15 protein-coding genes, 1 other RNA gene and 1 pseudogene are annotated in these 22,684 nt (G+C 66.7%); 5 read left to right on the forward strand and 12 right to left on the reverse strand.

The window, feature by feature from the left end; all coding sequences use genetic code 11:
• Window positions 1–4: 4 nt before the first annotated feature.
• The 5 genes from H6844_05440 to ssrA form a co-directional block, all read right to left on the reverse strand.
• Window positions 5–2,116, reverse strand: a complete 2,112-nt coding sequence (locus tag H6844_05440) for a sodium-translocating pyrophosphatase (GenBank protein MCB9928845.1) — start codon at window positions 2,114–2,116, stop codon at window positions 5–7.
• 184 nt (window positions 2,117–2,300) lie between these two features.
• Window positions 2,301–3,485: an MFS transporter gene (locus H6844_05445; GenBank protein ID MCB9928846.1), complete on the reverse strand. Its 1,185-nt coding sequence runs from the start codon at window positions 3,483–3,485 to the stop codon at window positions 2,301–2,303.
• A 107-nt stretch (window positions 3,486–3,592) separates the two neighbouring features.
• Window positions 3,593–5,200, reverse strand: a complete 1,608-nt coding sequence (locus H6844_05450) for a fumarate hydratase (protein ID MCB9928847.1) — start codon at window positions 5,198–5,200, stop codon at window positions 3,593–3,595.
• Window positions 5,201–5,245: 45 nt separating this feature from the next.
• Window positions 5,246–5,743 carry a hypothetical protein gene (locus tag H6844_05455; protein ID MCB9928848.1) on the reverse strand — a complete coding sequence of 166 codons (498 nt, stop codon included), beginning with the start codon at window positions 5,741–5,743 and terminating at the stop codon, window positions 5,246–5,248.
• Window positions 5,744–5,815: 72 nt separating this feature from the next.
• Window positions 5,816–6,141: a transfer-messenger RNA gene (gene ssrA, locus H6844_05460) on the reverse strand.
• Window positions 6,142–6,229: 88 nt separating this feature from the next.
• Between ssrA and H6844_05465 the strand changes: the two genes are divergently transcribed.
• From H6844_05465 to H6844_05475, 3 genes are all read left to right on the forward strand, one after another.
• Window positions 6,230–7,165: an FAD-dependent thymidylate synthase gene (locus tag H6844_05465; GenBank protein ID MCB9928849.1), complete on the forward strand. Its 936-nt coding sequence runs from the start codon at window positions 6,230–6,232 to the stop codon at window positions 7,163–7,165.
• Window positions 7,166–7,258: 93 nt separating this feature from the next.
• Window positions 7,259–7,987, forward strand: a complete 729-nt coding sequence (locus tag H6844_05470; protein ID MCB9928850.1) for a PEP-CTERM sorting domain-containing protein — start codon at window positions 7,259–7,261, stop codon at window positions 7,985–7,987.
• 80 nt (window positions 7,988–8,067) lie between these two features.
• Complete coding sequence (locus tag H6844_05475) at window positions 8,068–8,952, forward strand: alpha/beta fold hydrolase (protein ID MCB9928851.1); 885 nt, start codon at window positions 8,068–8,070, stop codon at window positions 8,950–8,952.
• Between the two features lie 2 nt (window positions 8,953–8,954).
• Here the strand turns inward: H6844_05475 and H6844_05480 are convergent, their stop codons facing one another.
• The 4 genes from H6844_05480 to H6844_05495 all read right to left on the reverse strand — a co-directional run bounded on the left by H6844_05480 (window position 8,955) and on the right by H6844_05495 (window position 12,318).
• Window positions 8,955–9,464: a prolyl-tRNA synthetase associated domain-containing protein gene (locus H6844_05480; GenBank protein ID MCB9928852.1), complete on the reverse strand. Its 510-nt coding sequence runs from the start codon at window positions 9,462–9,464 to the stop codon at window positions 8,955–8,957.
• The gene (locus H6844_05485) at window positions 9,464–10,006 is read right to left on the reverse strand and encodes a DUF882 domain-containing protein (GenBank protein MCB9928853.1); all 543 of its coding nucleotides are present in this window, start codon (window positions 10,004–10,006) and stop codon (window positions 9,464–9,466) included. The genes H6844_05480 and H6844_05485 overlap by 1 nt, the downstream gene beginning before the upstream one ends.
• 207 nt (window positions 10,007–10,213) lie before the next feature.
• Window positions 10,214–11,416: a pyridoxal phosphate-dependent aminotransferase gene (locus H6844_05490; protein MCB9928854.1), complete on the reverse strand. Its 1,203-nt coding sequence runs from the start codon at window positions 11,414–11,416 to the stop codon at window positions 10,214–10,216.
• A gap of 326 nt (window positions 11,417–11,742) precedes the next feature.
• Window positions 11,743–12,318 carry a GNAT family N-acetyltransferase gene (locus H6844_05495; GenBank protein MCB9928855.1) on the reverse strand — a complete coding sequence of 192 codons (576 nt, stop codon included), beginning with the start codon at window positions 12,316–12,318 and terminating at the stop codon, window positions 11,743–11,745.
• Window positions 12,319–12,539: 221 nt separating this feature from the next.
• Here H6844_05495 and uvrB point away from each other — a divergent pair, with 221 nt between their 5' ends.
• Window positions 12,540–14,765 (forward strand): excinuclease ABC subunit UvrB, encoded by a 2,226-nt coding sequence (gene uvrB, locus H6844_05500; GenBank protein MCB9928856.1) that lies wholly within the window; start codon window positions 12,540–12,542, stop codon window positions 14,763–14,765.
• A gap of 928 nt (window positions 14,766–15,693) precedes the next feature.
• Here uvrB and speB read toward each other — a convergent pair.
• The 3 genes and pseudogenes from speB to H6844_05515 all read right to left on the reverse strand — a co-directional run bounded on the left by speB (window position 15,694) and on the right by H6844_05515 (window position 21,415).
• Window positions 15,694–16,611: pseudogene (gene speB / locus H6844_05505) on the reverse strand (agmatinase).
• Between the two features lie 21 nt (window positions 16,612–16,632).
• Window positions 16,633–20,727, reverse strand: a complete 4,095-nt coding sequence (locus H6844_05510; GenBank protein MCB9928857.1) for a response regulator — start codon at window positions 20,725–20,727, stop codon at window positions 16,633–16,635.
• Window positions 20,728–20,914: 187 nt separating this feature from the next.
• Complete coding sequence (locus tag H6844_05515; protein MCB9928858.1) at window positions 20,915–21,415, reverse strand: RecX family transcriptional regulator; 501 nt, start codon at window positions 21,413–21,415, stop codon at window positions 20,915–20,917.
• A gap of 87 nt (window positions 21,416–21,502) precedes the next feature.
• On the opposite strand from H6844_05515, the gene H6844_05520 reads away from it, so the two are divergent.
• Complete coding sequence (locus H6844_05520; protein MCB9928859.1) at window positions 21,503–22,681, forward strand: aspartate aminotransferase family protein; 1,179 nt, start codon at window positions 21,503–21,505, stop codon at window positions 22,679–22,681.
• The last annotated feature ends 3 nt before the right edge of the window (window positions 22,682–22,684 follow it).

The raw sequence follows: 22,684 nt of genomic DNA on the forward strand, positions 1-22,684 counted from the left end.
CGGGTCAGTGTGCCAGCATGGCCAGCAGCAACAGCGCCACGATGTTGGTGATCTTGATCATCGGGTTCACGGCCGGGCCGGCGGTGTCCTTGTAGGGGTCGCCGACGGTGTCGCCGGTCACCGCGGCCTTGTGCGCCTCGGAGCCCTTGCCGCCGTGATTGCCGTCCTCGATGTACTTCTTGGCGTTGTCCCACGCGCCGCCGCCGGCGGTCATGGACAGCGCCACGAACAGGCCGGTGACGATCACGCCCAGCAGCAACGCACCCAGCGAGGAGAACGCCGCGGACTTGCCGCCGATCCACCAGACCAGGAAGAACACCACGATCGGCGCCAGCACCGGCAGCAGCGACGGGATGATCATCTCGCGGATCGCCGCCTTGGTCAGCATGTCGACGCAGGAGCCGTATTCCGGCTTGCCGGTGCCTTCCATGATGCCCGGAATGCTGCGGAACTGGCGACGCACTTCCTCGACGACGCTGCCGGCCGCCCGGCCGACCGCGGTCATGCTCATGGCGCCGAACAGGTAGGGCAGCAGGCCGCCGATGAACAGGCCGACGACCACATACGGGTTCGACAGCGAGAAGTTCAGCTTCACATCGGCGAAGAACGGATAGGCCGCGGTGTCGCTGAGGAAGTAGTCCAGATCATAGAAATACGCGGCGAACAGGATCAGCGCGCCCAGGCCGGCCGAGCCGATGGCATAGCCCTTGGTCACGGCCTTGGTCGTGTTGCCGACCGCGTCCAGCGCGTCCGTCGTGTTGCGCACGTCGCTTTCCAGCTCCGCCATTTCGGCGATGCCGCCGGCATTGTCCGTCACCGGGCCGTAGGCGTCGAGCGCCACCACCATGCCCGCCAGGGCCAGCATGGCCGTCACGGCGATGGCGATGCCGAACAGGCCCGCCAGGCCATAGGCGATGATGATCGCGGCGCAGATGATGATGGCCGGGCCGGCGGTCGCCTCCATGGAAATGGCGAGGCCCTGGATCACGTTGGTGCCGTGGCCCGTCGTCGACGACTGGGCGACGCTGCGCACCGGCCGGTAGCCGGTGCCGGTGTAGTATTCGGTCACCCAGATGATCAGGCCGGTCACCGCCACGCCGACCACGGCGCAGAGGAACAGGCTGAAGCCGGTGAAACTGCCGTCCTTGGCGACATAGGTCTCGCCCAGGCCCATCACGAACCAGGTCACGAAGAAAATGCCGACGAGCGAGATCACGGCGCTGGCGATGAAGCCCTTGTAGAGCGCGCCCATGATGTTGTTGGACGGCCCCAGCTTGACGAAGAAGGTGCCGGCGATCGAGCCCAGAATGCTGACCGCGCCGATGACCAGCGGGTACATCATCGAGGCGCTGGCATGGGCGGCGACGTCTGCGAAGAAGATCGAGCCCAGCACCATGGTCGCGACCACGGTCACCGCATAGGTCTCGAACAGGTCCGCGGCCATGCCGGCGCAGTCGCCGACATTGTCGCCCACGTTATCGGCGATCACGGCGGGGTTGCGGGGGTCGTCCTCCGGAATGCCGGCCTCGACCTTGCCGACCAGGTCCGCGCCGACGTCCGCACCCTTGGTGAAGATGCCGCCGCCCAGACGGGCGAAGATGGAGATCAGCGAGGCGCCGAAGCCCAGCGCCACCAGCGGGAACACCAGTTCGCGGCCCTCAAGGCCGACCGCCTGCAGGATCATGTAGTAGACGACCACGCCCAGCAGTGCCAGGCCCGCCACCAGCATGCCCGTGACCGCGCCGGAGCGGAACGAGATGTCCAGGCCTGCCGCCAGGCTGCTGCGCGCGGCTTCGGTGGTGCGCACATTGGCGCGAACCGAAATCAGCATGCCGGTATAGCCGGCCGCGCCCGAGAGCACCGCGCCGAGCAGGAAACCCACCGCCGCTGCGAAGCCCAGGAAGATGATGATAATGACGAACATCACCGCACCGACAATGCCGATGGTGGTGTATTGCCGCCTCAGATAGGCGCTGGCGCCCTCCTGAATGGCGGCGGCGATTTCCTGCATGCGCGCGGTGCCGGCACTGGCCGCCAGCACCTTTTTCGAGGCCAGGGCGCCGTACAGCACCGCAGCCAGGCCGCATGCGAGAACAAAGAGATACGCGAACCACATCGGTTGTGCTCCCTGGTGTTAACGCGGGTGGAAGGGGTCCGCGGGCGATCGGCCCGCGCATAAAAGAACAACGCACCGCCTCCCACCCTTTGCAGAAATGGAGGGAGGCGGTCCGTCGCAAGTAGGCGCGGACCTTAGTGTGGCCGTGGGCCGGCGCCAAGTTCGGCGATGGGTGTGCGCGCCGTTAAGCCGCAGAGACCCGTCGCCTGTCCGCCCGGGCCTGCCAGAGGACGAACACCAGGATGCCCGCCAGCAACGGCAGCACGCCGTAATTGACCATGTCCCAGCCGAAATAGTGCAGCAGATTGCCCGACGAGAACGCGGACGAGGCGATGACGGCAAAGATCGCGAAGTCGTTGAAACCCTGCACCTTTGCCCGTTCGCTGGCGTCGTGGGTCTCGGTCAGCAGGGCGGTCGCGCCGATGAACATGAAGTTCCAGCCGACGCCCAGCAGGAACAGCCCGATGCCGAAATTCAGGAAGTGGATTCCCGCCAGATCGACGCCGACGCAGGCGATGTTGATGAGGATCCCGACCAGGATGATGCGAATGCTGCCGAACCGTCTGACCAGACTGCCGGTGAAAAAGGACGGCACGAACATGCCGAGAATGTGCAACTGGATCACGGTCGCCGAGTCGTTGAACGCGAAGCCGCAAGCCTGCATCGCCAGGGGGGTGGAGGTCATGAGCAGGCTCATGACGCCATAGGCGACGATGGCGGACGAGACCGCCATCAGGCATTTCGGTTGCTTCAGGATCTGCAACAGCGGCCGGCCGCGCATGGCGCGCTCTTCCGCGGTCATGGGCGGGATTTTGACCCGGCTGACCAGCAACAGGTTCGCCACATATAGGCCGATCAGCGAGAAATAACTGCCCGCATAGAGGATCGGGTCCAGCAGGTGGATGGTGTGCTTGGCCAGTTCCGGCCCCAGGATCGCCGCGAACAGGCCGCCGGTCAGCACCCAGCTAATGGCCTTGGGCCGGAATTCGGGCGAGGCGCTGTCGGCGGCGGCGAAGCGGTAGAACACGGCAAAGCCGTTGAACCAGCCGACGATGAACACGCCGAGGCAGAACATCCAGAAGGCCGCATCCATGACGGCGAGGCCGGCAATGGTGGCGCCGGTCATGCCGAACAGGGTGGCCAGCATGAAGCCGTTGCGCCGGCCGATGGCCCGCATCAGGTGCGAGGCGGGAATGGTTGCCGCCATGACGCCGGCATGGTGGCAGGCCAGCGGCAGTGTCGCCAGCCCCTTGTCCGGCGCCATCATGGCGCCGATCAGCGGGCTGGTGGTGATCATGAGCGAGGTACCGCTCATATAGAGCGTCTGGCAGGCAGCCAGAATCAGCACATTCCGCTTTGCGGCATCCATGATGCGGGTGTTTCCTCGGTGGCGGGCGCTTGGGCGGCGGGGAGGCCATGGTTGGCGATTACCTTACCCCACCGTACCATCGGCCGAATGTGGCTTATTGCAACGGCTCAGGTGCCGAAGAAGTCGTGGCCCTTGTCGTCGGTGACGATGAAGGCCGGGAAGTTCTCGACCTCGATCCGCCAGACCGCTTCCATGCCGAATTCGGGGAAGTCCAGGCATTCGACCTTGCGGATATGGTCCTGCGCCAGACGCGCCGCCGAGCCGCCGATGGAGCCGAGATAGAAGCCGCCATGCTTGTGGCAGGCGTCGACCACCTGGCGCGAACGGTTGCCCTTGGCCAGCATGACCATGCTGCCGCCCTTGCCCTGGAACTCGTCGACGAAGGAGTCCATGCGGCCGGCCGTGGTCGGGCCGAACGAGCCGCTGGCATAGCCCGCCGGGGTCTTGGCCGGGCCGGCATAGTAGATCGGGTGGTTCTTGAAATAGTCGGGCATCGGTTTGCCCTCGGCCATTTCGCGCTGGATGCGGGCGTGGGCCAGATCGCGGGCGACGATCATCGGACCGCTCAGCGCCAGGCGGGTCTTGATCGGGTGCCGGGTGAGCTGGGCCCGGATCTGCTCCATCGGCTGGTTCAGGTCGATGGAAACGACCTCGCCCCCCAACTCCTGCTGGCTGGGCTCGGGCAGGTACTGGGCCGGGTTGTGCTCCAACTGCTCCAGGAACACGCCGTCGCGGGTGATCCTGCCGAGCGCCTGCCGGTCGGCCGAGCACGAAACGCCCAGGCCGATGGGCAGCGAGGCGCCGTGGCGCGGCAGGCGGATGACGCGAACGTCATGGCAGAAATACTTGCCGCCGAACTGGGCGCCGATGCCCATCTGGCGGGTGAGGCCGAGAATGGTCTGCTCCATCTCCACGTCGCGGATCGCCTGGCCGTTCAGGCCGCCGACCGTGGGCAGATGGTCGTAATAGCGCGCCGAAGCCAGCTTGACGGTCTTGAGATTCATCTCGGCCGAGGTGCCGCCGATGACGATGGCCAGGTGATAGGGCGGGCAGGCGGCGGTGCCGAGCGTGCGGATCTTCTCGTCCAGGAACTGTACCAGGCGTTCCGGGTGCAATTGCGACGGCGTCGCCTGATAGAGGAAGGCCTTGTTGGCCGAGCCGCCGCCCTTGGCCATGAACAGGAACTCGTACTCGGCGCCCGGGGTGGCGTAGAGGTCCATCTGCACCGGCAGGTTGGTGCCGGTGTTCTTTTCCTCGAACATGGACAGCGGCGACAGCTGGCTGAAGCGCAGGTTTTCCCGGTCGTAGGTGCGGAACACGCCCTTGGAGATCGCCTCTTCGTCATTGGCGCCGGTCCAGATGCCGGCGCCCTTCTTGCCCAGGACGATGGCGGTGCCGGTGTCCTGGCACATCGGCAGCACGCCGCCGGCGGCGATGTTGGCGTTCTTCAGCAGGTCCAGCGCCACGAAGCGGTCGTTCTCGCTCGCTTCCGGATCGTCGAGGATCGCGCGAAGCTGGGCCAGATGGCCGGGGCGCAGATAGAAGCTGATATCCTTGAACGCCTCGCGCGTCAGATCGGTCAGCGCGTCCGGCTTGACGGTCACGATTTCCTGGCCGCGGAAGGAATCGACCGACACATAGTCGCCCTCCAGCTTGCGCCACGGCGTGTCGTCGTGCGGGGAATCGAACATGGGAAAATAGGCGAAGTCGGCCATGGCCAGGGCGCTCCGGTCGGTAAGGGATGGCGGTTTGCCGTGGGTTTAGGTCTTCTTGCGGAAGGCGTCCAGCCGAATGACCTGGCCGCCCGGCTCGCCGCCGTCGGGGGCGTCCGGCGGCCCGCCGGGATCGTCCTCCGGCTGGTGGTCGTCGCCGGCCGGCGCGGCGGCCTCGCCCGGCTGGAATTGCAGGCCGAAGCCGACCGACGGGTCGGCAAAGCTCACCAGGGCATCGAAGGGAACCGACAGCCGCTCCAGCTTCTTGTTGAAGCTGAGCGTGACCTCGAAATGGTCGTCGGAGACTTCCAGATTGTAGAACTGGTGCTGCAACACGACCGTCATCTGGTCGTTGTACTGGGCGCGCAGCACATCGGCCAGCATCACGCCCGGAAAGTCGGTCAGGAACGAGATGTAGAAGTGCTGGTCGCCGAGAAAGCCTTTCTCGGCAACCTCCTGCATGGCGTCGCGCACCACGCCTTTCAGCGCGCGCTCCACCAGTTGGTCGTAATATTCTCGGGAATGCTGCTCAGCCGGGCCAGCCATCGGTTTGCCGTCTCTTGCGGGTCGTGACGAAACTTGGAACCGACAGCATACCGCGCACTGCGGAAAAACGATAGTGGGAGGGCTTCTGTTGCCCGGTGCCCTCCCGAACCGCGCTTGCCTAGGTTCTAAGCAGCGAGTGCGATTTCGTTATCGTTCGCACATAGAGATTGGCCCGATAACGGTGGTACCATGCCGAGCAAAAAGCACGTCTTTACCACGCACGTCGATCCTATTTCACCCCCAGTATCCGCCGGCCGGCGAGCCGGCGGAAGAATTTGGTGGAGGTGCCGGGTACCGCCCCCGGGTCCGTAACGCTTATTCCACGTACCGTTTATCGCCATAGTCAGGTGCGACCTGACAGGGCCTATATAGGAAAGCCTTGTTGCGATTGGAAGGGGGGAGAACTAGCGTCGCGGGTTTCCGTCCTCGCGGCGGTGGGCTATAGGACAAGGCGGTTCACACCGATACAAGCCCAAAGGTCATCCCGTGCCGCTCAAGCCCGAACAAGCCCAGGAACTGGCCGAGGCCCGCCGCGCCCGTGCCGAAACCCGCCGCGCCACCGTGCCGGCGCTGGAAGACCTGCTGTTCCAGGCGCTGCCGGTGCTCGACCACGGCTTCGTGCGGGTGGTGGATTATATGGGCGACGACTCGGCCATCGTGCAGGCGGCGCGGGTGTCCTATGGCGTCGGCACCAAGCGGGTGCGCGAGGACGAGGGGCTGATTCGCTACCTGATGCGGCACCGGCACACGACGCCGTTCGAGATGTGCGAGATCAAGTTCCACGTCAAGCTGCCGGTTTTTGTCGCGCGCCAGTGGATCCGCCACCGCACCGCCAATGTGAACGAGTATTCGGCCCGCTACAGCGTGCTGGACCGGGAATTCTATGTGCCGGCGCCGGAGCACCTGGCGGCGCAGTCCACCAGCAACCGCCAGGGCCGCGGCGACGTGCTGGAAGGGGAGGAGGCGGCGCGGGCGCTGCGGTGGCTGCGCGAGGACGCCATGCGCGCCTTCGACCACTACGAAGCCCTGCTGAACGAGGACGAGAGCGCCGCCGACCACGATCCGGACGGCCAGGGGCTGGCGCGGGAACTGGCGCGGATGAACCTGCCGCTGTCCACCTATACCCAGTGGTATTGGAAGTGCGACCTGCACAATCTGTTGCACTTCCTGTCGCTGCGGGCCGACCCGCACGCCCAGTACGAGATCCGGGTCTATGCCGAGGCGATGCTGAAAGTGGTCGAGGCCTGGGTGCCGCTGGCCCACAAGGCGTTTTCCGACTATCGCCTGGGGGCGGTCGAACTGTCGGCGCCGGCGCTGGCGGTGGTGAAACGCCTGCTGGCCGGCGAGGCCCCGGAGCAGAAGGGCAGCGGCCTCAGCCCCCGCGAATGGCGCGAGTTGATGGCGGTGCTGGGCCGCGCCTGAAAGGCCCGGGCCGCTCCGGTCGCCGATGAGTCTTTTGGAATGTCTGCGGTTATGGTACTCTGTTGAGCAACGATACGGTAATCAGGAGAGTACATGATGCGCATTTTGAGTCTGGCTGCGGTTGCGGTGCTGTTTTCGGGTGCGGCGTCTGCGGCGCCGCTGCAAGTGTATTTCAACGACATGGATGGCGGCGAGACGTTCGGCGCCGGTGTCACCGGGTCGTTCATGGACCCCGTCGGGACGGTGATCGAGTCGGTGCAGGGATTTGCCGGCCTGGGCCTGCCGGGCAACCAGTTCAGCGGCGATTTTGCGCGCAATATCAGCAACTCCCACCCAGGCTCGTCGCTGACCCTGCAATTGAACAACCTGCCGAGCCATGACAGCGTCGATATCGGGTTTTTGTTCGCCGCCATCGACTCCTGGGATTCGGACAATGGATCGGTCTCGCCCGACTGGTTCGAGGTGCTGGTGGACGGGGCGTTGATCACCGCCCGAACCTTTGCCAATGCCAGCGGCAGCAACACCTCCAGCTTCGGCGTCGACATCGGCAGCGGCTTGGTGAATCGCGGTTTCTCCAGCTATTCGGACCGGGCGTTCGACACCAACAGCGACCCGGCCCTGGACGTTGCCCACAGCGCATCGACGCTGACCGTGGAATTCCGTTCGAACGGCGCCGGCTGGCAGGGCGGCAGTGACGAAAGCTGGGCCATCGACAATCTGAATGTCAGCATCAACACGACAGCGGCGGTGCCGGAGCCGGCGGGCTTGGCCCTGGCGCTTGGCGGGGTCCTCGGCATCGCGGCGTTGCGCCGGCGCGGTTAACCGCTTGCCATCGTTGGCGGTCCGCGGGCACACTCGGCCTCATCCGACAATCTTCCGAGCGGACAAGAGGGTTCGAATCCATGCCTGTTCTGACCACCGACGATGGCGTTTGCCTGGCCTATGAAGACACCGGCGCCGGCACGCCGGTCGTGTTCGTGCACGAATTCGCCGGTGACATGGCCAGTTGGGAACCGCAGCTCCGCACATTCGGCCAGCGCTACCGCGCCATCGCCTACAACGCACGCGGCTATCCGCCGTCCGATGTGCCGCCGACGCCGGCGAGCTACAGCCAGGATCGCGCGCGGCAAGACATTCTGGCGGTGCTGGACGGTCTCGGCATCGCCAAGGCGCACATTGTCGGCCTGTCCATGGGCGGGTTCGCGACGCTGCATTTCGGCCTGCACCACGCCGACCGGGCCTTGTCGCTGACCGTGGCCGGCTGCGGCTATGGCGCCGAGCCGGACAAGCGTGCGCAGTTCAAGGCCGAGGCCAACGCCACCGCCGACCTGATCGAGGGCCAGGGCATGGAGGCGTTCGCCGACACCTATTCCCTGGGGCCGACGCGGGTGCAGTTCCAGAACAAGAACCGCCGCGGCTGGCAGGAATTCCGCGACCAGCTGGCCGGCCATTCGGCGCTCGGCTCCGCCAACACCATGCGCGGCGTCCAGGCGGAGCGGCCGTCGCTGTTCGACCTGAAAGACGCCATGGCCGGCCTCGCCGTGCCGACACTGGTGCTGACCGGCGACGAGGACTGGCCGTGCCTGCTGCCGGGCCTGATGATGAAAGAGACAATTCCGTCGGCGGCGCTGGTGGTGATGGCCAATTGCGGCCACACCATCAATATCGAGGAGCCGGACGAATTCAACGCGATCGTCCTGGATTTCCTGGCCCAGGTCGATGCGGGCCGCTGGCCGAGCCGCGACCCGCGGGCGGTCAGCCGGTCGATCCTGGGCGTGGAGAAATAAGCCTAGGCCGGGCCGTCGGCCGGAAACGTGACCTCCACCACCGTGTGACCGCAGGCCCGGACGAATTCCCGGAAGTCGGCGGCGGAAACCGCGGTAGTGGCGCTGTTCACCAGCGGGTGGAAGTGCAGCGGCTCCATCGCCGCCAGGCGCTGGTCGAGGACGAAGGTCACCCGCCGGTCCGGATCGTTGATCAGGCCGAACGGCGTGACGGAGCCGGGCTCGACGCCCAGCACGTCCCGCAACAGGTCCGGCTTGCCGAACGACAGCCGGCCGGCTGCCAGCGTCTTGGTCAGGGCTTTCAGGTCCACCGCCGCATCCTCGGCCGCGGTCACCAGCCAGAGATCGCCCTTCTTGTTCTTCAGGAACAGGTTCTTGGAATGGCCGCCGGGCAGGGCGCCCCGCAGGCTCCGGCTTTCGGCCACGGTGAAGACCGGGTCGTGCCAGTGGGTTCGGTGGGCGATGCCGAGGGCATCCAGGCGTTCGAACAACTCGTCCGGCGTTGCGGGGGCCATCACCGGCCCCAGGTGCGCACGGGGCCCGTATCGACGTGGACGAACTTCGAATGGGTGTAGAGCCCGACCCCGCCGCTGTTCATGGCCAGCGCGGTGCGGTAGGTTTCGCGAATGTCCTGCCGCGGCAGGTGGAAATCCACCGCCTGCCCCTTCATGTGATAGGACTTTTTCGCGACGCCGCTGGACGTGTGCCGCAGCATGGCATTCGTCTGCGGCGAGCGATAGCCGCCGATGATCTCCACCGGGCCCATGGTGCGCATCCGCTCGCAGACGCCGTGGATGATGTCCAGGGTCTTCAGGTCGATCCGCTTCACGGCATCGGTGCGCCAGTCGCGCAGGAAGTGATTGAGTTCAGCCCAGGCACCGCGGTCATAGCGCCCGTTGCGCCAGTAGGTCGCAACAATGCTTTCCTCGGTGTGCAGATGCTTCATCGCCAGGGCGCGGGCGCGTCCGGCGGCTTCTGCGGGTCTGATGATGAAGGGAGCGGCAAGTACGCCGCCCAATACGGCACGTCGACTGATTAAGCTCGGCGTGTCAGCCATTATGTCCGACCCTCTTTTCTTCGGCGGCGCGCGTGGGTCGCGCCGTTAACCAACCCCCTTATGTGAGCCTATTGGGCTGCCTATTTGTTGCGAAAGGGTTAGCAAACCGTCGGGCGGTTTGCCAAGGGGCGATTGTGTGGCAACGCGCGCACGCGACGCGCCCGGCCGCCGCTTGGGTGCGTGGCCGGGCGCGTCGGTTGTCCCCGATCAGGTCAGCGCGGCACAGGCCCGCTGGATGCGGCGGCCGGCTTCTTCCAGCTTTTCGTCGCTGGTCGCGTACGAGATGCGGAAGTGCGGCGACAGGCCGAAGGCCGAGCCGGGTACGACGACGACCTTTTCGGCATTCAGCAGGTAAATGGCGAAATCGTCATCGTTTTCAATTACCTTGCCATCCGGGGTTTTCTTGCCGATTGCGCCCGCGCAGGAAGGATAGACATAGAACGCGCCTTCCGGCGTGTTGCATTTCAGGCCGGTCGCCTGGTTCAGCATGCTGACGATCAGGTCGCGCCGGCGCTGGAACACCTTGGCCCATTCCGGGATGAAATCCTGCGGTCCGTCCAGGGCCTGAACGGCGGCGGTCTGGCTGATCGAGGACGGGTTGGTGGTGCTCTGCGATTGCACCTTGCGAATCGCATCGATCAGTTCCTTCGGCCCAGCCGCGTAACCGATTCGCCAGCCGGTCATGGCATAAGCCTTGGAAACGCCGTTCACGGTCAGCGTGCGCTCATAGAGCCTGGGCTCCACCTGGGCCGGCGTGCAGAACCGGAACTCGTCATAGACGATGTGCTCGTACATGTCGTCCGACATGACCCAGACATGCGGATGGCGCAGCAGCACGTCGGTCAGCGCCTTCATCTCGTCCCACCCATAGGCGGCGCCGGTCGGGTTCGACGGCGAGTTCAGGATGATCCACTTGGTCTTCGGCGTGATCGCCGCTTCCAACTGCGCCGGCTGCAGCTTGAAACCCTTGTCGGCCGGGCACTGGATCGCGACCGGCTTGCCTTCGGCCAGCAGCACCATGTCCGGATAGCTGGTCCAGTACGGCGCCGGGATGATGACCTCGTCGCCCGGGTTCACGCTCGCCATCAGGGCGTTGTAGAGCACGTGCTTGCCGCCATTGCCGATGGTGACCTGGGCGTTGGTGTAGTCCAGGCCGTTCTCGCGCTTCAGCTTGCGGCAGATGGCGGCCTTCAGTTCCGGCCGGCCGTCCGGGGCGGTGTATTTGGTGTCGCCTTTGCGGATCGCGTCGATGCCGGCCTCTTTGACATTGTCGGGGGTGTCGAAATCCGGCTCGCCGGCAGCGAGACCGATCACGTCTTCGCCGGCGGCGGCCAGTTCCAACGCTTTCGCATTCATGGCCACCGTCGGCGACGGGCGAATGACGGAGAGGCGATCGGCGACGATCGACATAGCGTATGGTCCTTAGCGGGTTGGGTTGAAACCGCGACGGACCCTAAGAGCGTTGTTTGCGGAGGGCAACAGTCCGTGACCGACAATTGCGGCCCAGCGGCAAATATTCGCCGCAAAAGGGACAAGCCCGGCAGGGGAGGCCGGGCTTGTCTGGGGGCTCATGTCGTCGGCCGAAGGGGAAGGGTTGCGACCGACACAAGCAATCTAGGCACGGAAAAACCGATCCGCAACCAAAAATAGAAATACGTCGAGGCTCAATCGACTTAGTACGGGCGACTTAGCACGGTCAACTTAGCACGGTCGACTTGGAAGGGCGAGGCGGTCGATCAGGCGGCGAGGCGGCGTTCGAGGCCCTGTTTCACGCCCGGCCATTCGTCCGGCAGGATCGAGAAATAGACGCTGTCGCGGAACCGGCCATCGGGCAACACCATATGGTTGCGCAGCACGCCCTCGCGCTGGGCGCCCAGCTTGGCGATGGCCGCCTGGCTGCGCTTGTTCCGGGCGTCGGTCTTGAGTTGCATGCGGATCAGGTCGCAGGTCTCGAACCCATGGCGCAGCAGCAGGAACTTGCATTCCGGGTTGGTCTTTCCGGCCCAGTAATCCGGATGATACCACGTGTAGCCGATTTCGGCGCCGCGGTGCTGCACGGAGATGTCGAAGAAGCGGGTCATGCCGATCACCCGGTCCTCGGCCAGCCAGCGCACGACATAAGGGTGGTGGTTGTCCGGCTTCACGGCGGCATAGGCCGCGTCCAGATACTGCGCCATGCTGCCGCCGCGGGGCGTGAACGCCCAGATGCGGTCGTCCGCGCCGATGGTTTCGAGCGCGGCGCGGTGCTCGGGCGCGAGCGGTTCCAGCCGGACATACCGGCCTTCCAGCGGGGGGAACGGGATTTGCGACATGGTCTGGGCTCCGGCGCGGGCGTTTCGCGGGATCATGCGGCGACCGGCCGGCATTGCCAAGGGGCCAGGAACGCCGATGGCCCCGGGTCGGCGCTCGGCGTCGTCCGGGAAACAGGATTGCCGGCGGTTGGGCAACGGCGTCTGCCGCGCTATATTCCGTTTGGCTTATTCCCCGTGGCGCCCCGCCGCCGCGGCATCCGAACCCGGGAGACCGTGCGTCCATGGACACCGCGATTATCGATCGCCTCGCGCTGTACGATCCGGCGAGCCGTGGCGTCACGCGGCCGGAGCCCGGGGATTCGCCGCCCTTCCGGCTGGCCTCCGAGTTTCAGCCGGCGGGCGACCAGCCGCAGGCGATTGCCGAACTGGTGCAGGGCCTTCAGGCGGGTGAGCGCGACCAGGTGCTGCTGGGCGTCACCGGCTCCGGCAAGACCTTCACCGCCGCCCATGTGATCCAGCAGATGCAGCGGCCGGCGGTGATCCTGGCGCCGAACAAGACGCTGGCGGCCCAACTTTATGCGGAGATGAAGAGCTTCTTCCCCGAGAATGCGGTCGAGTATTTCGTCTCCTATTACGACTATTACCAGCCGGAAGCCTATGTGCCCCGCTCGGACACCTATGTGGAGAAGGAGGCGTCGATCAACGAGGAGATCGACCGCATGCGCCACTCCGCGACGCGGGCCTTGCTGGAACGGCGCGACGTGGTCATCGTCGCCTCGGTCTCGTGCATTTACGGCATCGGCGCGGTCGAGACCTATGCGGAGATGACGGTGGATGTCACCGCCGGCAAGCCGCTGGAGCGCGAGGCGTTCCTGCGCCGGCTGGTGGAACTGCAATACCGCCGCAACGATGCCAGCTTCTATCGCGGCTCGTTCCGTGTGCGCGGCGACACGATCGAGATCCACCCCGCCCACCTGGAAGACCGCGCCTGGCGCATCTCGCTGTTCGGCGACGAGGTCGATGCCATCCACGAGTTCGACCCGCTCACCGGCGAGAAAATCGCCAGCATGGACCGGGTGCGGCTCTATCCGAACAGCCACTATGTGACGCCGAAGCCGACGCTGATGCAGGCCATTGACGGCATCAAGAAGGAGTTGAAAGGGCGGCTGGAGGAACTCAATGCCCAGGGCAAGCTGCTGGAGGCGCAGCGGCTGGAGCAGCGCACCACATTCGACCTGGAAATGCTGGTGACCACCGGCTCCTGCAACGGCATCGAGAACTATTCCCGCTATCTGACCGGCCGGCCGCCGGGTGCGCCGCCGCCGACCCTGTTCGAATACATCCCGTCCGACGCCCTCCTGTTCATCGACGAGAGCCATGTGACCGTGCCGCAGGTGGGCGGCATGTTCCGCGGCGACTATGCGCGCAAGTCCACCCTGTCCGAGTTCGGCTTCCGCCTGCCGTCCTGCGTCGACAACCGGCCGCTGAAGTTCGAGGAGTGGAACGACATGCGGCCGCAGACCGTCTATGTCTCGGCCACGCCCGGCGACTGGGAGCTGGAGCGGGTGCAGGGCGTCGTGACCGAGCAGGTGGTGCGGCCGACGGGGTTGATCGACCCGGTCTGCCTGGTCCGCCCGGTGGCGACCCAGGTCGACGACCTGATCGCCGAGGCGCGGGAGGTGGTGGCCCGGGGCGGCCGCGTGCTGGTGACGACGCTCACCAAGAAAATGGCGGAGGACCTGACCGACTATCTGTTCGAGCTGGGCATGCGGGTGCGCTACATGCATTCCGAGGTGCACACGCTGGAGCGGATCGAGATCATCCGCGACCTGCGCCTGGGGGCGTTCGACATCCTGGTCGGCATCAACCTGCTGCGCGAGGGGCTCGACATTCCGGAATGCCAGCTGGTGGCGATCCTGGACGCGGACAAGGAGGGCTATCTGCGCTCCGTGCGCTCGCTGATCCAGACCATCGGCCGGGCGGCGCGCAATGTCGACGGCCGGGTGATCCTCTATGCCGACACCATGACCAAGTCGCTCACCGCGGCGCTGGACGAGACCGCGCGGCGACGCGAGAAGCAGCAGGCCTACAACGCCGCCAACGGCATCACGCCCGAAAGCGTGAAAAAGGGTATCAGCGACATTCTCCAGGGGGTGTATAGCCGCGACCACCTGAACGTCGACACCGGCCTGCTGGGCGAGGACGAGCGCATCGGCTCGAACCTGGAGGCGACCATCGCCGACCTGGAAAAGAAGATGCGCGCCGCCGCCGCCGACCTGGAATTCGAGGATGCCGCCCGCTTTCGCGACGAGATCCAGCGGCTGCGCAAGCTGGACCTGGGGCTGGAGGACCGGGGCTTCGGCCAGAAAAAGGCCGGCCGACCCAGCGTCGGCAACACGGCGATCGAGAAGATTTCCGCCGGCGCGGTCTCGTCCCGGCGCGGCGGGGGTGGCAAGAAGACCGGAGCGTCCGGCAAGCCGCGCGGCCGGCGGCGCAAGGGGCCGTAAGCCTCAGCCGCCCGTGTTTCCCGGCCGAGCCGGAGGCGAGTGCCGGGACCGGTTGCTCTCGCGAACACCTCGGCTGGGGGGGGGGGCGAAGGATGACACCGGCCCCGGACAAGATCGGCGCCCGCACCGTCCGGGCTGCGGGCGGCGGGCGAGCCCGCACCGTCCGGGGAACAAGATCGGCGCTCCGCACCGTCCGGGGAACAAGATCGGCGCTCTGCATCGTGCGGGGACGATCGAGGGTTTTGCGGGCGTCGGGGAAAGCCGGCGCACCGCCCGTGCGGGGAGCAGGGATTGCCGAGCCGGAGGCGAGGCCGAGGGACCGAGAAGGACCGAGTCTCTCGCGAACACCGCGGCTGCGGGTGTTCGAAGGATGACACCGGTTCCGGACGGCCCTGCCCGTCTGGGGGGATCGGCGCTCCGCACCGTCCGGGGAACACGATCGGCGCTCCGCATCGTGCAGGGTTTGCGGGCGGCGGGAACAGCTGCTGGTGTTTCCCGGCCGAGCGGGCGGCGGTGGTCGGCCTCGCGAACGCCGCGTGATGTTCGAAGGATGACCGGTCGAGTCCGGGGGAGGGGCGGGCGGTGGACCTGAGTTGCCGGTGTTTCCCGCGAACACCGCGGCTCGCGAACACCGGGGCGGACGGTGTTCGAAGGATGACACCGGCCCCGGATCGGCGCTCCGCACCGTCCGGGGAACAAGATCGGCGCTCCGCATCGTGCGGGGGAGCAGGGTGCGGGGGCGGCCGCCTGAGCCGCCTGTGTTTCCCGGCCGAGGGGAGGCAAGTTCGGCGCTCCGCGAACACCGCGGCTGCGGGTGGGGAACATGATCGGTGGACCGCACCGTGCGGGGAACAGGGTTTTGCGGGCATTGTGCGGGGAGCGGGGTTTGCGGCCGGCGGTTTGCCCAGCCGTCGGCAGCGTCTGCCCGGTCAGCGACGACGCACAGCAATTCGAACATCACGTTGGCGGCGAGGAAGGCGGTGTTGTTGGTCGGGTCGTAGGCCGGCGCCACCTCGACCACGTCGGCGCTGACCACGTCCAGGCCGGACAGGCCGCGCACCAGCAGCAGCGCCTCCAGCGCGGTCAGGCCGCCGACTTCCGGCGTGCCGGTGCCGGGGGCGTAAGCGGGATCGACGCTGTCGATGTCGAACGTGACATAGCAGGGGCGGTCGCCCACCACCTGCCGGGCCTCGGCAAGGGTGGCGTCGAGGCCGAGCCGGTAGACCTCCTCGATCGGCATCACGCGCATGCCGCTGTCATAGCTGAACTGCCACTGGTCGGGCACGGTCAGGCTGCCGCGAATGCCGATCTGCACGGTGCGTTTCGGGTCGATCAGCCCCTCTTCGGCCGCGCGGCGAAACGGCGAGCCATGGTGGAAGCGCGAGCCGGCATAGTCGTCGCCGGTGTCGCAATGGGCATCGATATGCACCAAGCCCAGCGGCCCCCGGTCCCGGGCGACCGCCCGCAGGATCGGCAGCGAGACGGAATGGTCGCCGCCGACGGCCAGCGTGCGCAAGCCCGCTTCCCGCCAGCGATGGAAGGCGGCCTCGATGTCGCCATGGGCGTCCAGCAGATTGTAGGGGCGCTCGATCGGGACGTCGCCGCCGTCGACGACGCGGGCCGCCTCGAACGGGTTGTGACCGGTGGCCTGGCTGAAGCGGCGGATCAGGGACGAATGGTTGCGCACCTCGCGCGGGCCGTGGCGGGCGCCGGGGCGGTTGGTGACGCCGCCGTCGAACGGCACGCCGACCATGGCGATGTCGGCCGCCTCGCCTGGCTGCCAGAGCGGCATGCGCATGAAGCTGGCCAAGCCCGTATAGCGGGGCTGAAAGGGCGGTAATGTCATGCCGTCCACTCCCGTTCGACCTCAGCCTGCGTTGAACCTCGCGCGTTTGCCTGTGTCCGCAGCGGGGTTCATCGTCGTCCAGTACTGAACCTTGCGGATCAGTTCGGCGCGGTCAATCGGTTTGCTGATATAATCGTTCATGCCCGCACCGAGACAGGCCTCCCGATCCTCGGCGAACGCGTAGGCGGTCATTCCGACAATCGGCGTATCGCGGTTCGGCGCTGGCAGGTCGCGGATCTGGATCGTGGCTTCGAGCCCGTCCAGTTCCGGCATCTGCACGTCCATCAGGATCAGATCGAAGCCGCCATTGGCGACATGGCGCACCGCACTGAACCCGTTGCCGGCGACGGTGATGTTGCAATCGAAGCTCGCATTGAGAATGGCCAGGGCCACGGTCTGGTTGACCGCGTTGTCCTCGACCAACAAAAGGTTCAACGGCCGGCCGGCGGGCTCCGAGGCGGTGCGGGTGTCGGCCTTCGGTGCGGCGGGCGTGTGGGCCGATGCCGGGGAATTGGGGCCGGCGCCAGCGGTCGGCTCTGCGGGCCGGTCGCGGTCGGGTGGCGGGTTTGCCGCATTCCGGGCGAAATCCGCCAGGAAGTGTTCGATCTCGTAGCTTCGCAGCGGTTTGGTCAGGCACTGCGCATAGCCGGATTGGCGCGCCGCAGCCGATCCGTGGCACATGCCGTGGGAGGCGAGCAGCACGATTGGCGGCGAGCGGAACGCCCGCAGCGCGGACGCCGCCGCTTCCGGGCCTTCGCTGCCCAGCAGATCCTCGTCGACCAGCACCAGGTTTGCGGCCAGGCCGGCCTTGCGGTCGCTGACAATGGCCCGTTGCAGCGCCTGGATCGTCGCCACCGCGGTGACGGCGCAGCCATCCCGCGCCAGTTCGGTTTCGAACCAGCGGCGGACGATGGGATTGGCGGAGCCGGCCAGCACGCGGAGCGGCCGGGGCGTTGCCCGGTCGTCGGCCGCCGGGATGCGCCGCGGTTCGGCCGGTGCCGCCGGCGCGGCCGGTGCCGCCGGCGCGATGGGAATCTCGAACCAGAATTCGCTGCCGCCGCCGACCCGGCTTTCGACCCCGATCCGGCCGCCCATCAGTTCCACCAACTGCCGGCAGATGGCGAGGCCGAGGCCCGTGCCGCCGAATTCCCGGGTGGTGGAGGCGTCGGCCTGGGTGAAACGCTCGAACAGGCGCGCCCGGACCTCCGGGGGAATGCCGATGCCGGTGTCGGCGATCACGGCGCGGATGCCGCCTGCCGCCGACCCGGCGCGAGCGCCGATGCGCAGGCTGACACCGCCGCGCTTGGTGAATTTGAGCCCGTTGCCGATCAGGTTGAACAGGATCTGACGGATGCGGTTGCTGTCGCCGACCCAGGTGCCCGCAAGGCCCGGTTCGACGGAGACGAGCAGGGCCAGGCCGGCGTCGGCGGCCCGCACGCCCAGGGGTTCGACCACGGCATCGATGGTTTCCCGCAAATCGAACGGCGTTTCCAGCAGTTCGAGATGGCCGGCCTCGATCTTCGAATAATCGAGGATATCGTTGATGATATTGAGCAGGATCTCGCTGGATTGGATCAGGATCGCCAGATAGGAGCGTTGCTTTGCGTCCAGGTCCGTGTCGGACAGCAGATGCGTCATCCCCAGCACACCGTTCAGCGGCGTGCGGATTTCGTGCGACATGGTGGCCAGGAATTCGGACTTGGCCCGGTTTGCCGCTTCGGCCTGGGCATGGGCATTGCGAATATCGGTCACGTCGGTGGCAATGCCGACAATGGCGCCGTCGCCGGCGCGCCGTTCGTGCACGAGGAGCGTCTGGCCGCTGGCCGAGACGACTTCCAGCGGGCGGCCGGGCGCGCGGTGAGCCGCGAGCCGGTGTTCGGCCCACTCCTCCGGGCTGCAATCCCTGGGCTGGAACCCATGCGCCACTTTCGCACGCACAAGTTCCTCGAACGTCATGCCGACGCGAATCGGGTCCGGGAGTTCCGGGTTGAATTCGCGGAACCGATCGTTGAACACCACCAGCCGGTCGTCGGTGTCCCAGATGCTGAACGAGGAATCGAGCGAGGCGATGGCATAGAGCAGGCGCTCCTGCGCCGCCGCCAGGCCGGCCTCGGCGCGTTCGCGTTCGGCCTGTTGCCGCTTTTCCGAATCGATGTTGAACGCGGCGCCGCGATAGCCGAGAAAGGCCCCGTCGTCGGCATAATAGGGAATGCCGGTGATCCGCATCCACCGGCTTTCGTCCTGGTGGGTCCGGCGGAATTCCAGGCCGCGGATCGGCAGGCGGCGTTCGAACAACTCTTCGAACGCGCGAATTTCCGCTTCGATGGTTGCCCCCTCCATGATTTCCCGATGGGTTCGGCCATAGTGCCATTCCGGCGCCAGGCCCGAAAACTTCTGGACGCTGCGCGATTTGAAGGTGAAGCGGCCGGCGGCATCGGTCTCCCACACCCAACCGCCCATGGCTTCGGCCATGTCCGACATGCGGTCTTCCGCCAATTGCCGCTCGCGCTCGACCGCATTGCGGCTCTGTTCCAACTGCCGCTGCACCGCCTTCAAGGCCGAAACGTCGTGCCATTCCAACAGCCAGCGTTGCCGGCCGTCGAAGAAGATGGCGGTGACGCCCACATCCGCCGGAAAGGCGGTGCCGTCAAAGCGCATCAGCCGCCATTCGCAGTGCTGCGTCGCCGCGATACCGGCCTCCAGCAGGGCGGCGATGGCGGCGGTCGAGTCGCGTCCGTCGGGCTGCTTCGGCGGCATCAGTCGCGCCAGCGGCAGTTGCAGCACCGCCGCGCGATCCGGTGCGCGCAGCGAGGCGACGGTGGCGGTGTTGCAGGCAACGATCCGGTCGGCTTCGATGATCAGATGCGGGTCGGCAGCGTTTTCGAACAGCGTCTGGAACTGTTGTTCCAGTTCGTGCTGCTCGGTCACGTCATCGAACAGCCAGACCTCCGCCTCCGCGCCAAAGGCGACCGAGAGCGCAAAGACGCGGATGGCGCCGTCGGCGCGTTTGACCTTTGTGATCAGGCGGGTGGACTGGCGGGCGGCATGAATCTCGTCATAGCGACGGCGCGCGGCCTCGGGCCCGATCTCGTAGGCGAGGTCGAACCAGTCGTCCATGGTCCGCAACCGGTCGCGGGAATAGCCGGTAAGGGTTTCGAGGGCCTGGTTGATCTGCAACCGCCCCTGGCCGTCGACCTGGGCCGCGCCGGAGGGAAGGTTTTCGATGAAGCGCCGCAATTGCTCGCGCGACCGGTCCCGTTCCGCCTGGGCCTGACGCTCCGCCGTCACGTCGGAAATCAGCGTGCCGACCCCGTCCGGCAGGGCGTGGCCGGAATGGATCGGGAAGTCGACGATGGAGAAGGTGCTGTCGCCGACCGCGAGGTCGAAGGAGACGGGGCGGCCGTCGGCCAGAACAGAGGCCTCCGCATCGCTCTGTGCGGTTTCGTCCGTCTGGTCTCCGGCTTCGCGCAGGCGTTTCCGAAAGCCCTGGTAGCGGTCGTTGAACAGCACCACGGTCCCGTCGCTGTCCTTCAGACACACGGCGCCGGGGAAGTTGTCGATCATCGCCCGCAGCACCCGCTCGCTCTGGATCACCGCCTCGTCGGCGCGGGCCCGGTCGATGAACGGGCGCATGTGCGCCACATAGCCGAGCAAGCGGCCATCGGCCCCCAGTCTCGGCCAGGCGTTCAGGCGCAGGTGCAGTGGGTCGCCGTCGGGCTGCGGCAGATACCACTCGGCATCGGCCAGCGGCAGGCCCTCCGCCATCGCCTCGGCGACCGCCAGATTGGCGGGGTGCGGGGCGTCGGCGGCGATGGCGGGCAGGCTCTGGCCAACCCAAAGGCCGAGCGGCGTGAGCGCCTCCAGATACGAGCGGTCCGCCACGCGGACGATGCGCAGGCCGTCGTCGCATTGCCAGATCGCGCCATGGTTCAGGGTCGCCAGCTGGCCAAGATCGTTCTGGTGCATCGCCTGGAGGCGCTCCACCAGGCGCAGATGCCGAAACACCAGCCATCCGCCGATGGCGAGGCCGCCGATGGCGGCACCGCCGATCAGGGCCCTCCCGGTCGGCGACAACGGGGCCAGCCAGGCCAGCGACGCAGCCGCCGCAAGCACCACGGCCGCTGCGAGTGGCCGGGTGTATGGCTTCCACCATGTGTACACGTGCGCTGCCCGATCCATTGCCGCTGTCCGATGCCCGGGGAGGGTCGGCTGGTCCATTGTCGCGATTGCCGGAGCGGGCATGCTGGCCGAAGGCCGATTAAGATCGCCCTAACCGGGCGCCAACGGTCGGTGGACGAGGGGGCTATCCTTCGTCGATGACGGCGTGGGCCACCCGCAGGGGAAACCCGGCCCGGCACAGGGCCGCGATGTCCCGTTGGCGCTGGTCCGGCTTGCCGGGCCGCAGGCGATACGGCCCCAGCCGCTTGCGCTGGGCGAACCGGGTCGCGGCGGCCGTTTCGTCCGCGTCGAACTGGGCCAGCGCGGCGGCGATGTCGGCGGGCTCCAACCCCTTTGCCATCAGGCGGGCGCGGATCCGGGCCAGCGACTCGCCACGCCGCCGGTGTTGGCGGGCATGCGCGGCGGCGTAGTCCGGATCGTTCAGCAGGCCGAGCGCGGTCGCTCGGGCCAGTGCGGTTTCGACGGCTTCGGTCATCACGGCCTCGGCAGGGGGGGTATCCCACTGCGCGACCCGCCGTTCCGCCTTGCGCCGCAGCACCTGGCGCAGGTGCGCCGTGCTGGCCGCATACTTGGCCAGATAGGCCAGTGCCGCGGGCACCAGATCAAGTTTTGGCGCTGGGGGCATTCGACTTGCGTTCGGGCGTTGACAGTTTTGCATGCCAGAACGATATTGGTCGCTTCCGTTTTCACTAGCAACCGCGGAGCAAGTGTCGTGACCGAGGCATTGATGCCCACCTATGGCGATCGCACGATGACGTTTGTGCGGGGCGAAGGGGCTTATCTCTTCGATGCCACTGGGCGACGATTCCTGGACTTCGGCGGTGGCATTGCGGTGACCTCGATCGGTCATTCGCACCCGACCATGGTGAAGGCGTTGCAGGAGCAGGCCGCCAAGGTTCTGCACACGTCGAATCTGTATCTGATTCCGGGCCAGATCAAGGCGGCGGAGCGGCTGTGCGCCAACTCTTTCGCCGATGTGGTGTTTTTCGGCAATTCGGGCGCGGAAGCGAACGAAGGCCTGATCAAGCTGGTGCGCAAATACCACGCCCATCACGGCCATCCGGAACGCTATCGCATCATCACGGTTGAAGGCGCCTTCCATGGCCGGACCCTGGCGACCATCGCGGCCGGCGGCTCGAAAAAGCACCTGGAGGGCTTCGGCCCGCCGGTGGAAGGGTTCGACCAGGTGCCGTTCGGCAATATGAACGCGCTGCGCGATGCCATCACCAAGGAAACCGCGGGCGTCCTGATCGAGCCGATTCAGGGCGAGGGCGGCATCCGGCCGATGGACCTGGAATATCTGCGCCAGGTGCGCAAGGCCTGCGACGAGTTCGGCATCCTCATGGCGCTGGACGAGGTCCAGAGCGGCATCGGGCGCACCGGCAAGCTGTTCGCCTACCAGTGGGCGGGCATCGAGCCGGACGTGCTGGCGGCGGCCAAGGGCCTGGGCGGCGGCGTGCCGGTCGGCGCGGTGCTGGCCACCAAGGAAGCGGCCATCGGCATGGTTGCCGGCACGCATGGCTCGACCTTTGGCGGCAATCCGCTGTCGACGGCGGCGGTCAATGCGGTGCTGGACGTGGTCCTGGCCGACGGCTTCATGGACCACGTGCAGGAGGTCGCGGCCGATCTGCGCAAGAAGGCCGAGGCGCTGTGTGCCAAACACCCGGGCGTGTTGAAGAGCGTGCGCGGCGCCGGCTTGATGCTGGGCTTCGTCGCCGGCCCGCCGAACGGGACGGTCGTGGCGGCGGCCGCCGAAAACGGCCTGTTGCTGGTGCCGGCGGGCGACAATGTCGTGCGCATGCTGCCGCCGCTCACCATCGGCACGGCGGAAGTGGACGAGGCGATCGCGATTCTCGACAAGACCGCGTCGGCTTTGGCCTCCAGTTCATAGGCT

The sequence above is a fragment of the Alphaproteobacteria bacterium genome (assembly GCA_020638555.1).
Lineage (GTDB): Bacteria > Pseudomonadota > Alphaproteobacteria > Bin95 > Bin95 > JACKII01.